The sequence below is a fragment of the Marinobacter sp. GH_1 genome (genome assembly GCF_048595985.1).
Lineage (GTDB): Bacteria > Pseudomonadota > Gammaproteobacteria > Pseudomonadales > Oleiphilaceae > Marinobacter > Marinobacter shengliensis.
Genome location: NZ_CP184460.1, coordinates 2,012,581 through 2,028,083, shown reverse-complemented (window position 1 = coordinate 2,028,083; position 15,503 = coordinate 2,012,581). Strand labels below are relative to the sequence as shown.

Here is a 15,503-nt window from a genome sequence, read left to right as displayed (position 1 = left end):
ATGAGTGCGTTCCGGTCAAGCAAGCAAGGTATTACAACAACACTAAAACTCACCCTGATCATTGCTCTTTTGGGTCTTACACTCGGAGCTGCGAACGCAACTACCCTCATGCTCAGCGGGGCACCTGATCGAAGCGCAGCCGTACCGCTTGATGGCACGGAAACCAACGGCCTGGCCTACATATTCACCACCCCAGACACCGGCGTAAAACAGGTTGATTTTTATCTCAACACCACTCCCTCGGGAACACCAAGGCTGATCGAGCGTGTGGCGCCCTTCGATTTCAACGCCACGGCACCCGATATGACGGCTTATGCCTTCGACACCAACTCCTTGCCCGATGGCCAGCACACAGTTCACGCCAAAACCTACTATAGCAATGGGACGAACGAGATACTGTCCGCTATTTTTACAGTCAACAATGCGTCCCCCAGCTTTACGTTCAGTGAATCCACGGTCTCATTTTCCGCCCCGGAAGGTGCAACAACGTCCCAGAACGCTTCCGTCAGCCTGGACACCTCCAACAACAATCCAGCGGATTTCACGCTCTCAGATAATGCGACCTGGTTAAGCCTGTCCCCAACCGCCGGCACCAGCCCCGCCTCCATATCGCTGACTGTGAATCCGGCCGGGCTTTCCGCAGGTGAATATACTGCTACCATCGAAGCGTCGGGAGCCACGGCCACCAAAGCCGTCATGCAGGTTTCACTCGACATAGTCCCTGCGGCAACCGGGGACCACAATCTCTTTGTAAGCACAGCTCCGAATCGTTCATCAGCAGTAACCTTACAAAACGCCACCGTGGCCGGGGATATATACGTTTTCGTGCCTCAGCAAACCGGAATGTCGCGGGTAGATTTCTACATCAACAACCCGCAAAAATCTGGCAAACCTAACCAGGTGGAAAACCTTGCCCCCTACGACATGGCCGGCACCGCGCCCAACGATACAGCTTATCCGTATAACAGCACCGTCCTGCCAGACGGCACTCACACAGTTACAGCTGTTGTTCGCATGGCCGACGGCTCCACCCACGAAGTTACCAGTTTCTTCGATGTCGCCAACGATATCGCGACGCTTGGATTCAGCCCATCATCATTAGCGGGATCGAGGCATATCGACAACCCGGAGCCCATCTCCGGCACAACCGCTCTTGACGCCAGCGATAACTCCGGGGCACTTTTCGAATTGAGCTCCAACGTTGGTTGGTTGTCGGCAACCGCTGATTCCGGTGCCACACCAGCGACCATTACCGTAACGGCCAACCCGGCTGGTTTGAGCGCTGGTGTATATTCCGGTGTGATTACAGCCACCGCCACCGGCTATGGCTCTAGCCAACTGCCCTACACGCTCACCATTACCGAAGGCTCTCCCGGCATTCTCGTGTCACCGACATTCCTGGCGTTCAGCGGTGAACCTGGCGTTCCTGCAGGCTCCCAATCCCTGGAAATCAGCCACTCCAGCGGCGGTAATCAGAGCTTTAATGTCAGTACCAGCATGCCCTGGCTATCTACCTCGGTGAGCACCGGCACGACGCCCCAGACAATATCCGTTTTTGCCGATGGCAGTGGTCTGGCTCCGGGTAACTACAGTGCAATCCTGACGGTTACCTCCGGCAGCAGTTCAGAGGATGTACCTGTCACACTGAACCTCACCAGTAGCGACAAATGTGCCCCCGTAACCTGCACGGATGTCCGGGTGAGCTTGCCTTACCAACTGAGCTTCACCGAGAGCCAGGGCTTCCTGATGGATCGCAATGGCTGGGGCACCGGATTCACCTGGATTGATAAACCGAGTGCTGGCCTTGGTTATATGCCAGAGAATCTCGAAATGCACTTCCTCCAGGGCTACCTCGAACTGACCACCACAGCGGGTATTCAGTTTGAGGGGAACAACTCACTGGACAACGCCCTTGGCGTCGGCTTTGCAGCACCTAACCAGATCACCCGTATTACCACCCAGATTCTGGATGTCCCCCAGGGCACTGGAAAGTATGAACAGGCCGGTCTCTGGTTCGGTAACAACGAGGACAATTACATTAAGCTTGTGGTGCTCTCAGAGCCCAAGGGGGCAAGGCTGCATTATTTAATGGAGCTTGCAGGCAAAAAAGTTGTTGAAAAAAATGTCAGCGTTACTGGCCTGGTGGGTTCCAACGCTCGATTGGGGATGACGGTCAACCCCTACAACAGAAGCGTTGAACTGAATTACAGTATCAACGGGGGAACCACCTACAAACTCGAAACGCTTTTGCCGCCTGATGAGTTCTTCAGCTTCGATGCTGCTGGCATAGATCCGGAAATAGGAACCCGCAGTTTTGCAGGTATCTTCGCCACCCATAGACACGCCAGCGCCCCCAGAACCTATCGCTTTAATGAGTTTACGCTTCAGGAAGGCGATGGCCCCCTGGCACCCGACTCCGGGGTAGACTTCCTGAGAAAGAGCCACAACATGAGTTATCCGACTTCCATGGTCTGGGCACCGGATGGAAGGCTATACGTAACCGAGCTGTTTGGCACTATCAGGGCGTTTACTTTTGATTCCGAATTGAACGTCATCAATGAACAGGTCATCAACTCCTTGATTAATCAGATAGGACCAAGGTTGACACTGGGTATTACCACCTCGCCCAACTCCACCGCTCAGGATGTTGAACTCTGGGTTGCCCACTCCAGCCCCTCCGTGGACAACGGTGAACCGAATTCGGGTATGGTCTCTCGTCTCCACGGGGCAAACTTTGCCTCCGTTGAGCATGTAATCACTGGCCTGCCCCGGGCCATTGCCAACCACTCAATCAATTCCATTCACTTCGGCCCTGACGACAATCGTCTATACATCGCGATGGGAGGCAATACCGGTGCTGGCGCACCCAATGAGGCCAACACCGAGTTTGGGCAAATGGAGGAGCAACCGCTCAGCGCCGCCATTCTTGTCGCTGACGTATTCGCAGCAGGGTTCGATGGCGACTGCCATAACGCTTCGGACATCTTCGGCCCGCCGCCATGCGATGTTGTGACTTACGCCACCGGTCTTCGCAACAGTTATGACTTTGTTTTCCATAGCAACGGCAACATGTATGCAACAGATAACGGGCTGGGCGTATCTGGCACTTTCCCCCCTAGCCCCACCCCCGCCTGCTTCGGATTCGGTAGCACCGCCAGTTACCTGACTGGAGGCCACAACCCAGGAACGCAGCCAGACATTCTGCTGTTGATCAAAGAAGGCAAATATTACGGCCACCCAAACCCCTACCGGGAAGAATGCGTTTTCAAGGATGGATCATTCCAGGGTGTGGCCGCACCAATAAACTACGAGCCGCCGATCTTTAACCTGGGCGATCACAAGTCATCCAATGCCATCATTGAGTACGATGGCGCCACCGGGTGCGTTGGCGACTTTCTCAATGGCCAACTGCTCATCACCAACTATTCCATTGGCGACGATGTTTTCAGAGTTAAGCTGGGTGCCACCGGGGAGTCTGCTCTGGAGGGCGCGCCACTCATAACCGGCTTCAACGATCCTTTGCCAATGGCCAGTAACCCGTCGGGCGACATATTTGTTGGGGAATTTGGCGGTGGCAAGGTGACGGCTTTGCGCCCCGTCAGCCTTGGCTGCTGGGAAGCCAAAGCCCCGGCCCCAATGCCTGTGCTGGATGCAGCCGGTGCCGCGCTGGATGGCAAGCTTTACGCGGTGGGTGGCAAGAACAGCTCTGGGCACCTGAGCACACTTTGGATTTACGACCCGACCACCAATGCCTGGAGCCAGGGAGCGAATATGCCCGGCCCCGCTGTCGAGGACGCTGCCGCTGTAGCTCTGAACGGCAAACTCTACGTGTTTGGTGGGGCTACCGGGCCGTTCTCCGGAGCGGTATCGAATGCGGCTGTGTATAACCCTTCAACCAATAACTGGGCAACGCTGGCCGATATGCCCACCGCCCGGGGCGGCGTTACCGCACAGGTTCTGGACGGATTGATCTACGTGCTCGGTGGAATGAGTGGCACTGGCGCATCGCTCAGCACCGTGGAAATCTACAACCCCGGCACCAACACATGGTCCACGGCGCCATCGCTGGCAAACCCCAGAGACAATGCAGGCTCAGCTGTCCTGAACGGCAATATCTACGTGTTCGGCGGCCGTAATCGGCTAGCGGATGGCACCACCATTCTGGGAGAAATGAAATCTGTGGAGATGTTCAACCCGGCCAGCAATACCTGGATTGAACGCACGCCCATGCCAACCGGAAGACGTTCCATGAGCGTCGGCACTATCGACGGAAAAGCCCAAGTCGCTGGAGGTGAGACCAATGCCAGCGTCTCTTCTGGTGTTTTCGAACAGAATGAAGAATACGACCCTGTCACCAACTCCTGGCGCACGTTAACCAAAGTGCCCACCCCCAAACACGGCGGCGCCACAGCGACGATCGGCAACACCGTTTATATCATGGGCGGCGGCATAGTGGCAGGTTCATCATTCACGAGTTCCATGGAAGCGATGAGGTTCTGACCGGCAGGCATTTGCGATATACTTCCCTGACCAGTCGCAAGACATGCAGTGGCAGGGACGCAAATGCCGAAAACATCAATCATTATCCCAGCGTACAACGCTGAGGAGTATATAGCTGAAACTATTCAGTCAATCCTTGAACAATCGTTCAAGGATTTTGAACTGATCATTGTCGACGATGGATCTACGGATGGTACAGCCGCTACCATTCAAACCTTTGATGATCCACGAATTCGATACCTCCACCAGGCAAACAGCGGCCGCCCGGCTGCACCGAGAAACCGGGCGATCCGTGTCGCTTGCGGAGACGTCATCTTTATCTTTGATTCAGATGACGTGATGCTCCCCGGCAAACTCCAGAAAACAATCGATCGCCTGGAAGAGGCACCTACAGCAGGCCTGGCTTTTACCGGCTTTTGCTGCATTGACGAATCTGGCCATGTCATCAATCCGGATTTCCTCGCGCCCTACCATACGTTGACCGGGCTGCCCAAACAGCAGGTGTCTGAAGACAGCTTTCTGATTTCCGCGAAAGATGCACTCAAAGGGCTTGCGGCATCAAACTACCTGGGCACCTCAGGCGTTGCCATCCGCCGCGAGGTCTTCGATCATGTGGGCTATTTTGACGAAGAGGTGCGTAACTCTGACGATTTCCTGATGTGGCAGGCCGTCGCGAGTCAGTACGATTTCCTCTACATTCCCGGCATCTATCACCAATACCGCGTACGCTCGGGCAGCATCTCTCTCCGCAGTATTGAAGAACGCGCACCCGGGCTCATTGCCTGTATTGAAAAAATGAAGGTATACCACCAGGGCGATTCGGGCTCTCTGGCGTTGCTGGATCGGAAAATAGGCCGCTATTATTTTGAAGCGGGTTACTCCTACTTCTCTCAATACCGGATGCCAGAAGCCCGCAGGTCATTCCTCAAGGCCATGAAAATGCGTCTGGATCGCCGAACACTGTTCTACTTTTCTCTGTCACTCCTGCCTGCCGGTGTGCTGAGCCAACTCAAACAGCTTAAATCAACATCCAGTAGTTAACGTGTCTACCGCTATCTCACTCTTGAAAGGTTCTGTGACACGGGTTTCGCAAACCTTTGTCAGCATCGTGGTTGCCTTCTTCATGATGCCATTCCTGATCCATGAGCTCGGGGACTACTGGTATGGAATCTGGACAGTGGTTGGCAGCCTTGCTGCGGCTTACCATCTTTTCGACATGGGCATGGCCAGTGCAGTCACTCGTTACGTTAGCCAATCGTTCGGCCTTAAAGATGACCACCAGGCCAACGTCACCATCAATACCGCGCTGCTCATCTACTCCGTCATTGCGCTTGTAATTGTCCTGGTTAGCATTGGGGCCAGTTACGGCGCTCGCGCCTTTATCGACGATCCTGACAGCAAAGATATTATCCAGATTCTGGTACTTATCATCGGTGTATCTGTAGCGTTAGAATTTCCTTTCAACGCCCTGGCGGGAGTGGCAAGCGCCAAGCTGAAGTTCCACCAGGTTGCGCTCACCCGTATCGCGATGACCTTGATCGGTGCCGCTCTTACCTGGTGGTTCATCTCCCAGGGCTACGGCATTATTGCCCTGGCCGTGATTACCTTCTGCACGGCACGTCTATCCAACCTTTTGTACTTCTTTATTTGCAGGGCAGCCTTTCCTGCACTGCGGATATCCCGACGCCTGGCTTCTCGCGCCAACGGCAAGGAGCTATTTCAATACAGCGCCTGGTCGTTTGTTATTGCCATCGCCTATCAGATGCGCAACAACGTTGATAACTTTGTGGTCGCTGGCTTTCTCTCGGCTGCCAGCGTGACGCCCTACGCCATTGGCCTTCGGCTTGTCGATTATGTGGCCCAGTTCCTGAGCCAGGCCACCAACATGTTTGTTCCCATATTCACTGGCTACCATGCCCGGGAAGACAACACCGAACTGCATAATAAACTTCTGTTTATCACCCGCCTTAACCTGGTACTGGCACTGATAGCCGGTGGAGGGCTCGTAATCTTCGGGCAGGCGTTTATTCATCGCTGGATGGGGCCAAGCTACACAGAGGCGTATTGGGTAATGGTGATATTGCTCGTAGGGCGCATGATCGGCTTTGCGAATCACCCTCTAAATTCCGCCATGTATGCCGCCAACAAACATAGCATAGTGGCTAAAATTGACGTGATTGAAGTAGCACTGAATCTGGCGCTCAGTCTTGTGTTGGTTCAGTATCTTGGCCTTATTGGCGTAGCCCTTGGCACCATGGTTCCTTTGCTGTTGCTGCGCCTGTTTGTACTACCCTACTTTGCCTGCAGTTCTATAGGGCTGCCGACGGTGAATTATTACCGCTGCATGGTCAGGCCCATTTTGGCTGCCAGCCTGCCATTGATTGGTTACTTTGCCTGGATGAGGAATCATGTTCAGCCAGACACCTATTCCGACATAGCAATCCACGGCCTTGGCATGTCAGCTCTCACTGCGCTATGCGCGCTGAAGCTTGGGTTCTCGAAAGAAGAAAAATGCGAGCTACGTAAAATTATTCCAACTCGTCGACTAAAAGCATTGATATAAACACGAATCAATCAAGGACAGCCCGGGTATATAAAATGGAAAAGCCGCTGGTTTCTGTGATAATCGCAGCCTACAACGCAGAGCAATACATTGAAGAAACGCTCAACAGCATTCTCAACCAAAGCTATCCCGAACTTGAAATTATTGTTGTTGATGACGGCTCAACCGACCGCACAGCGGAGATCGTAAACGCACTTCATCCACGTGTTCGATATGTTTTCCAGCAAAACAGCGGAAGCTGCGCATCCCCTCGCAACCACGGCCTGGCATTAGCCAAAGGAAGCTACTTAACGTTTTTTGACGCCGATGACATCATGCTCCCCGAAAAGATTGAGCATCAGGTGCGAGAAATGGAGACCGATCCAGGCGCCGCGTTATGTGTCATTAATTATTGTAATTTCACGGGAAATAGCCGCTCAAGCGACCACTTCGCAAGCTGCCCCTCTCTCAACCAATATACTGAAAATCTCCACACGCCGAGTTTTAGATTAGGTACCCTTGAATCCCGAAACATATTGATTGATGAGAATTTTACGATAGCCTCGTCGCCGCTTTTTCGATCTGAGTATGTCAGGGAACAAGGTGGCTTCGATACCACACTCAAGGCATGTGAGGATTTCCACCTGATTTACCGGGTTGCTGCCAATGGGGCGATGGTCGTAATGCCGGAGATCGGTTTTGAACGCAGGCTTCATGACACGAACATGAGTGCAGACTCCGAGCGGATGTTGCGAAACCTCATCCTAAGCAGACAGTCACTCGCAAACGACGAGACGGATCCCGGCCTTAAGCACAGGCTCCAAAAGCGGGTTCTCAGATATCAACGAGACCTTCAAACCTGCTTGATTAACAAAGGCCAGCTACGTTCAGCAGCAAACTTATACAGGGAGACCTTCCCACCTCGATCGCTATCGGATCTCAACCATGATTTTCGACAAGGTATTAAACTGACACTGCGCGGAGCTGGCTCCAACCGGAACTAACTATACAATGACGGCTTAAGATACCGTTCGGCCGACATGATTATCTGAGTCGGCGGGCCAACGGGAAACGGCCCGCATCTGGCTTCAGCTCCTGGTCACCAATCGGTTCTTTTGCGAGCGCTATTCTTGTCTTAACCGCTTGCAACAGCACTACCGACAGACCACCAAACAAATACCACTCGTAGCTTTTGAGCCCGTAACTGGCCAGACTGAACAGCAGGTTCATCAGCAACCAAACCTGCATTGCCTGGTTCGCCCGGTAGAGAAAGTCATCGGTCGACAAGTGCTGCCTGATTAGAACGCCAGCTTCCCGGAAGTTCTTGATCATGGCGAGCATATACAACGAGAAAAGCACCAGCCCTATCAACCCGATCTCTTGCCAGATTTCCGCCCATAGAATGTGTGAAATCTGGTCCTTCCCGGCAACGTTCCAGTTCGCTTCGCGCGAAGTACCAAGTCCATGGCCAATTATCGGGCGGTTTAACGCGACCTTAAAATCGGATGTCCAGCCATCAAACCGCCCCTGGGCTGTCGCAGATTGTCGAGCATCATCGCTGACTATGGAAAGGTATCGGTCTTTCTGAACATCACTCAGATTAACGAAGATAATTGCTAAACCCACTAATCCCAAGAAGACCAACAGCATTTTGCGGGTACTTTTCAGCCAGATGCCAAAGGCAATGATACCAAGCGCAAGTACCCCCGACCGGGACAAAGTCAATCCCATTGTGTACAACAGCACCGGAACCAACATCAGGTAAATCGCAAAGGCCTTCTTTCCGGAAGGTGCGAATACGTAATGTAGAAAAGGAATTACAGTAGCTATAACAAAGGCTAATCCATTCGGGTTTATGGTGTCCGAGGGTGCGCCCGCCAAGCGGCCAGCCATGTCACCGTAGCCAAGATGAGTTGCAGACCCTAGGTATCCCGTCGTCACGTTAAGAAAAAGGGGTTCAAGGATACGAATCAGATTACAGCCGACGAACACGCCAATCACCCACTTCAGGCGGCGATCGCTGGTCACCAAATTAACTGTAAAGAAATAGAATATCGCGCCTTTGATGAACTCCATCATCCCGTTGTTGATCACGGAGCCTGGCCACTGCACCAGAGGTAGGGTAACAATGGAATAACCAAGAATGGCCAACAAGTACTTTGACGCGTCGTCAAGCCGCGATCCTTTGGTGGCCTTATTCGTCAGAATAAGAAAAGTGATGCCCCCGACTAACAGGAAATCAAAACGAATCATCCCCAGGGGCGGAATTCTTGCAGGTAAGCGTATGAAGAAGCTGACCAGATACACGAGGAAAAGGATGAAGGCGAGCCTGGTTTCTCGTTCTGCAATATCCCCTAACCGCTTTTCATTATTCCCCAGGCGCGACCCCATTTAATTCAGTACCTTTTCATACATATCGTATACGCCGGAGGCTGTCTGGCACACATTAAACCGTTCCCTGGCCTCACCAGAAAATGCTTCAAATGGCTCCCGCCCAAGCTTCAGACACTGAAGCACTCCGTTCGCCAAAGCTGTTGCATCCCCTGACTTAACCACAATCGCTGGCGTATTGAAAAGAACTTCTCTCAAACCGATGCAGTCTGTACCAACAAACGGAACACCAGCACACAAAGCCTCCATAGGCTGAAGCGGACAGGCTTCCCACAAAGACGGCATGGCAATCAGGTCACAGCCTTTCATCGCACCGGATACATCGGGAATAAACGGGGAAAAGGTGAACGAAGACTCCAACCCTCTGCGCCGGATCTCAATCTGCTCCTCACGGATAAACGCTCCGGAACCAAAACAAATAACATGGAGCGGCGGGGCATCGTCCTGGTGCGCAAGCGACTCGATGGCGCCGATTAGGTATTTAAAACCCTTCTGCCCCATAAATCTGCCGAAAAAGCCCACGATTTTTACATCCCGATCAATACCATGGGCTGCATGAAGATCTACAGGCTGAGCGGCTGAGAACAGCTCGACGTTAACACCATTAGATATCACCCTACTCTTGCGCCGAACCGCAGGAAACTCAGAAAGAAGATTTGCTTCGGCATCATGAGACACAGAATGCACGACACTACAACGAGCCAGCGCAGCCACCAAGATAGCCCGTCGAATCCAGCCTTTCGCACCACGGAACTGTTGAGGATTAAGGACATCATGCGACGTGCAGATGAACCGGGCGCGAGAAGTCAGCCCCAAGAAAAGACAAGCGATGACTGACGTGAAGCCATGGGCATGGACTGCATCAAATTCATACTGCTTGTAAAGTGACCTAGCTTCCATAGAAAGCCTAAGCACCACCCTCCCATCTGCAGGAATCAACACCCATCTTTCGATAAGGTCGCCTAGCTCTTCCCTGAGCGCCCCCATTCCCTCGGTCGAAACTCCTATGACAGAAAAACGGTAATTTTCCGCCGGGAAAAAGGCAATTAGGTACTTTAAAAAGGTACGAATCCCTCCAACTGGCCAGCGGACGACGAGTAGAATGTGTTTCCGTTCACTATTCATAGGTTGCTCCCTGTTTCTACACACCAAGATAGTTCCTTGTTAGCCAAAAATTTACTGCTAAGCTCCATGTCGAAAGCACCATAAACTTCACAGTTCACACTTACTTGTATTGGGTTAAGGTTAACATCCCCGACTCTAAGAAACTCGGGCAGCGATCCCCTAGTGGATGCCTCCTTCACGTTTCCACCAAACAACTCACAGAACACGCAAACACGCTCCCTGTCACTATCTGATCCATTTTTTCTTAATAAGAATATGATCAAGTTGGGAGCGCGAACATACCTCCGAAAACTATCGTCCTTTCAAGCCTAGCATTAGCGTCTTTAGCTTTGGCACACGCGAGAACATAACCTCGACTAAAACACCAAATAATAGCGCTATTCCGAGCACAAGGAAAAAGTAAAAGTGGGGTCCAAAGTCAGGGCAGTAGCCAGCAATTCTTCTACCAATGGATGTTCCGAACCCCTGATATAAATAGATCGTAAATGCATACGAACCAATCGATGACAAGCCTCGAACCGGTCGCCGGAAGTGAAAAAGCACCAAACATCCAAATATCGAAACCATAAGTCCGAAAAGGCTGCGTTTCGATGCAAATGACGCATTATCAAAAAACCATAACGCTTGCTGCCAAAACAATAAAATTAAAAAGATTACCAACCAAAACTTAATTAATTGGTTACGAAAAATATAGTCGCTATGCCGGGCGATCCCATAACCAAGCAAAAAATATGGAAAAATATAGCTAGTCGTTCCAATAGAAAACCAAGGTATATCAAGACCAAGTTCTGGATATACCAAAAACCAAATTATAGAAACGAAGAAAAAAACCGACCAACCAACGATACTTTTTATATAACAAAAATAATCTAGAAAACCAACAACGACAAATGTAACGAATATAGCTTGCAAAAACCAAAAATGTTCATATGGGTAAATGTAAGCAGCCCATATGTCACCTATCGAAACCGGCTCGTTAACACCAGGAAGAAAACTCTTTGCAGAGAATTGTAATGTAATTACCACAAAAAGAGGAACGAGAATCCGCCTACCTTTACCTTTGATAAACTCTTTGTACCGCCCCCTAGCAGCTGGCCTAAGACCGTAAAGATATCCGGATATTACAGTAAACAGAGGTATCCTTATATTTTGGAACGTGTAAGCAAGATAGTCATAGGTTCCTTGAGCAGCAGCGATAGCACCATCATTTGTAATATGAAGCCCAACAACTAAGATAATAGCAATTCCTCGCAGACTCTCGATTGCATGATCCTTTGCCATCTATCTCTCCAGAAACAACCATTGATCGCCGCACAAACTATAGTTCATGCAACTATTTCAATATCTTGCGCACTCACATTCGAAGCTCTATGCCCTACGGCGACTATCCGCTAACCGCCGTAGCTTGTGACGGCACTAACAACCATAGACGGCCAGCAACGCATAAAATCACCGAAAATCGGAAAAAGATTATTAAAAATATCAAACGAGAAAACAATCATCATCCAACTATACGACACAATCATCGGTAAATCGCTGCCCGACGCCAAGTCAGACGCCCAAAAATAACTGATTGATTGTAAACTGAGTCCAGCCAATCAACAACCTAAAGCACTTCGATCAACAATGACTAGACACCTACAGCTTTTAAAATTACACCAACCCAACTTGTCGATGGATGAAAACTTTATTACAACTAAATGCTTGAAACTATTCGTTATATCAACTCTTTAAAATTTAATGACCCAGCCATTTAGACAGGCTATACTCGTAGTGTCAGCTCCCTGCATGAAAGGCGGTGTGTCGTGATTGCGATCAAAAAGAGATCACCTGTTTTACTATCTTTCGTCATTTTTTCTGTATCGCCACTGCTCATGGCCGCGCCGAACATTTCCTCCGTGGTCAGAATCAGCGGTACTCCTGACCGCCTGGTCATAAGCGGGTCTAACTTCACCGACAAAAGTGTCGCTAGCCCCTTATTTCATTTTGATTTTGAGAACGACGCCGTTTCCCAAACCGATTACTCTACAAGCACCAAGGAGATTAGAACAAACGGGACCCTCACCTCAGAAACATCGCCCACTAACGAAGGCTATGTTCTTCGTTATCGTGTAGTTGATGATTATCGAGCAATAGCGATTCCAAAGCTGGAAATGACACCTCCTCCAGACCGGTTGTATGTTTACTTTCATAGAAGATATAACTTTTCAATTGATGATCCGGAAACCTGGGGTCCAAGAGGATTAAATTTGAAAGTAAACCGCTTCTGGGGCCAAGATGGCAATAATATTTATATTGGTTACCAAGGCACAGAAGGAACAAGGTCAGGCCGTATCTTTGCCGAATACACTGCATCCGGTGGTGCAACCTGGACAGGCTCAAACCTTCCGCAGGTTAAAGATACGTGGAACCAGAATGAGATAATATACCAAGCCAGCGATATAGATAGAGAGAATGGACGTTTTGACGTAATAAGAAATGGAAACGTCGCGAGCTCAACCCCCCACAGGATGAGAACTAGTAGTCGCCCTAGCAAATATAGTGAGTTTTACTTTGATCAAATAAGCAATGGCGTTAATGATTCGAAGAACCTTTATATCTACTATGACAATATATATATAGACAATGCATTCAATCGAGTGTTTTTATCTAATTCCGACAACTTGTCTGATGCCAAAGATAAGCTAATACAGGTTCCAACAGTATGGAGAAATGATAAAATTGAGGTCATTTTAAATACTGGCAACTTCAAGGAAAATGAAGCATTTATTTACATCGTTGATGCTAATGGTATTGCCAATGAAAAAGGCTTCAAAATCTGCGACAAAGATTGTCCGGTCCCACCGAGCCCTCCTGAATCCATTAGGGCCGATTGAGCCTTTCAAAAATACAGCCAAGAAAAAATTTCGCACCATAATATATAAATCAGATAACCTGTAATTGATTACCTCTAGGAATTAACCATTGCTTTTATTTTTCCTTGTAATTTAATTTTTTTACTAAGAAACCCTTCACTGTAAATATCATAAAATCTATCAATTTCTTCTCTCAAGATTTGTTTACTTTTGAGACAGTATCGAATATTGTCAGCGATCGAATCTGGATCATTATTTGTAAATCGATATCCGAGTGAGAACACTTCTTTTGCGCTATCGTCACAAGAAAGCAAGCAAGGAACGCCCAAGGCTGCGGCCTCATAGGCCCCACATACCAGACAGCTGGACCTGCTAGTCAGGTCTACTATTAAATCAGAACTTGACAAAAGGGAAATGTATTCTTCCTCCGGAAGAAATCCACTTAGAACTACGTTATTCGGAATATCCATGCTCAGAACATTTTTTGGTGCTTTCCCGGTTATACTTATCACAACATTATCTCCGAGCAGCCTCGCCGCGTTAATTACTTCCAGAACCGGCTCATCTTCCGCCCATGTACAAACTAGCGTCACCCTGCTAACTTGACTTTCACTTTCACAGACTCTATTAGATCGATGCTTAGCTAGGTGTTTCGGAATCGGATCTGTCATTACATAAGAAGATCCTCCAATCTCATCAACTTTATTGGCTAGATTCTTATTTGTTACTATATTCAAATCAGTCGACCTGATAATCCAATCTGAAATGAAATTCAAAAAAGCGCTTCGTCCTTCAAGTGGTCGAATACCGGCATTGTGTGCATCCATAATTATTACCTTTCCAGTAAACTTTTTATACACAACAATAACTAAGGCTAATACAATGGATGGATTTTGAAACAGAATCACATCCGGCTTTGTATCCATCAAAGTTGAAACAGTTTTTATAAAACAAATAGAATACCGCTTTAAACGCGACCCCTTACTTATAATCTCAAACAATTGAGCATTCAGTTGGCCAGCCATACTTATACTTCTGGTATGCCTCTCCCAAGAAATCCATATCATATTTTTACTTTTGCTCATGTATTTTCCTTAATCCAGCTTAGCCAGCCACCCATTCCCAAGTATGTTAGCCCAAACACAGTTTTCAAAAATATATCGATTGATGAATTCACCGGATATCGGCATATTTCCATCTTGTTCTTCAAAGGCATCCTACTTGGGAACGCAGTTACTGCATAATCATAACCGTTTGCCTCTAAAACTTTCTGAACATTCTCGTCATAATCAATTTCTCTACCATTAGGGTAACAAAAAACATTTGGTGTAAAATTTAATTTTGTCTCAATAAGCCGATTCGAACGAACCACTTCATCAACAAGCTCATTATGGTCTAGTTTTTTTAAAATCGGATGACTATAGCTGTGACTCCCGACATCAACCCCTTGGTCAATTAAATACTCTAAGGATTTCCAGCTCAAAGGTCGAAAATTGCTTGGAGGAACAACGGGAATTTCAACGCCAAGGTCTTGCGAAACCTTCTCTATGTAATGCTCTTTTGTAGAATTTTTCAACGTTAAACAGTAATCAGAAACATCATGCCAAAAACGCTCTCTATCTTTATAGACGTCATAGCTCCGCTTCAAGCCTTCAAGAAATACAGGTTCCTTTGAATCACATCTATTAATGATATATTTTAGCTTGTCCGGCCAGAGCCACAAATCACCGTTGACAAATCCAGCGGTGATAAACAATGTTACGGGAACGCTTTCATCTCGTAATATTGGAAACGCCACCTCCGCAAAATCGGCATACCCATCATCAAAGGTAACCACCACCGCGTTTTCGGGAACCTTTCCATCCTCATGGGCCTTCAAAAGGTCTCGCAACGTCATGGGTACGAAATCGCGCTTGATAATCCTGACCTGCTGCCGAAACTGGTCAGCCGTTAGCCCCTCTCCGTTCGGGTCGTCAGTAATCCGATGGTACATCAGTATTTTCGGGTGCTTCCGGGAAAGGAACTTCGCAAGCTTTAGCCCGCCCAGCGGCCGCGACATTCGATAGATGAACTGATTTAATGTCATGGCC

Annotated in this window: 10 protein-coding genes; 5 read left to right on the top strand and 5 right to left on the bottom strand. The window is 49.0% G+C overall.

Annotated elements, in window-relative coordinates:
- The 4 genes from ACNSOI_RS09235 to ACNSOI_RS09220 all read left to right on the top strand — a co-directional run bounded on the left by ACNSOI_RS09235 (window position 1) and on the right by ACNSOI_RS09220 (window position 8,046).
- Window positions 1-4,500, top strand: a complete 4,500-nt coding sequence (locus tag ACNSOI_RS09235; protein ID WP_420195646.1) for a Kelch repeat-containing protein — start codon at window positions 1-3, stop codon at window positions 4,498-4,500.
- A 63-nt stretch (window positions 4,501-4,563) separates the two neighbouring features.
- Window positions 4,564-5,541, top strand: coding sequence for a glycosyltransferase family 2 protein (locus ACNSOI_RS09230; RefSeq protein ID WP_420195645.1), 978 nt, complete (start codon window positions 4,564-4,566; stop codon window positions 5,539-5,541).
- A 34-nt stretch (window positions 5,542-5,575) separates the two neighbouring features.
- Window positions 5,576-7,063: a lipopolysaccharide biosynthesis protein gene (locus ACNSOI_RS09225; protein ID WP_420195644.1), complete on the top strand. Its 1,488-nt coding sequence runs from the start codon at window positions 5,576-5,578 to the stop codon at window positions 7,061-7,063.
- 35 nt (window positions 7,064-7,098) lie between these two features.
- Window positions 7,099-8,046 carry a glycosyltransferase family 2 protein gene (locus ACNSOI_RS09220; RefSeq protein ID WP_420195643.1) on the top strand — a complete coding sequence of 316 codons (948 nt, stop codon included), beginning with the start codon at window positions 7,099-7,101 and terminating at the stop codon, window positions 8,044-8,046.
- Window positions 8,047-8,086: 40 nt separating this feature from the next.
- On the opposite strand, the gene ACNSOI_RS09215 is transcribed toward ACNSOI_RS09220, so the two are convergent.
- The 3 genes from ACNSOI_RS09215 to ACNSOI_RS09205 form a co-directional block, all read right to left on the bottom strand.
- On the bottom strand, window positions 8,087-9,433 hold the full coding sequence (locus tag ACNSOI_RS09215; protein ID WP_420195642.1) for an O-antigen ligase family protein: 1,347 nt from the start codon (window positions 9,431-9,433) through the stop codon (window positions 8,087-8,089).
- Window positions 9,434-10,558: a glycosyltransferase family 4 protein gene (locus ACNSOI_RS09210; protein ID WP_420195641.1), complete on the bottom strand. Its 1,125-nt coding sequence runs from the start codon at window positions 10,556-10,558 to the stop codon at window positions 9,434-9,436.
- Between the two features lie 291 nt (window positions 10,559-10,849).
- A complete protein-coding gene (locus ACNSOI_RS09205) occupies window positions 10,850-11,839 on the bottom strand; it encodes an acyltransferase family protein (RefSeq protein WP_420195640.1) in 990 nt (329 codons plus the stop codon).
- Between the two features lie 524 nt (window positions 11,840-12,363).
- Between ACNSOI_RS09205 and ACNSOI_RS09200 the strand changes: the two genes are divergently transcribed.
- A complete protein-coding gene (locus ACNSOI_RS09200; RefSeq protein WP_420195639.1) occupies window positions 12,364-13,434 on the top strand; it encodes a hypothetical protein in 1,071 nt (356 codons plus the stop codon).
- 74 nt (window positions 13,435-13,508) lie between these two features.
- On the opposite strand, the gene ACNSOI_RS09195 is transcribed toward ACNSOI_RS09200, so the two are convergent.
- The gene (locus ACNSOI_RS09195) at window positions 13,509-14,498 is read right to left on the bottom strand and encodes a glycosyltransferase (RefSeq protein WP_420195638.1); all 990 of its coding nucleotides are present in this window, start codon (window positions 14,496-14,498) and stop codon (window positions 13,509-13,511) included.
- Window positions 14,495-15,499 carry a polysaccharide deacetylase family protein gene (locus ACNSOI_RS09190; protein ID WP_420195637.1) on the bottom strand — a complete coding sequence of 335 codons (1,005 nt, stop codon included), beginning with the start codon at window positions 15,497-15,499 and terminating at the stop codon, window positions 14,495-14,497. Before ACNSOI_RS09190 ends, ACNSOI_RS09195 begins: the two co-directional genes overlap by 4 nt.
- Window positions 15,500-15,503 lie beyond the last annotated feature (4 nt).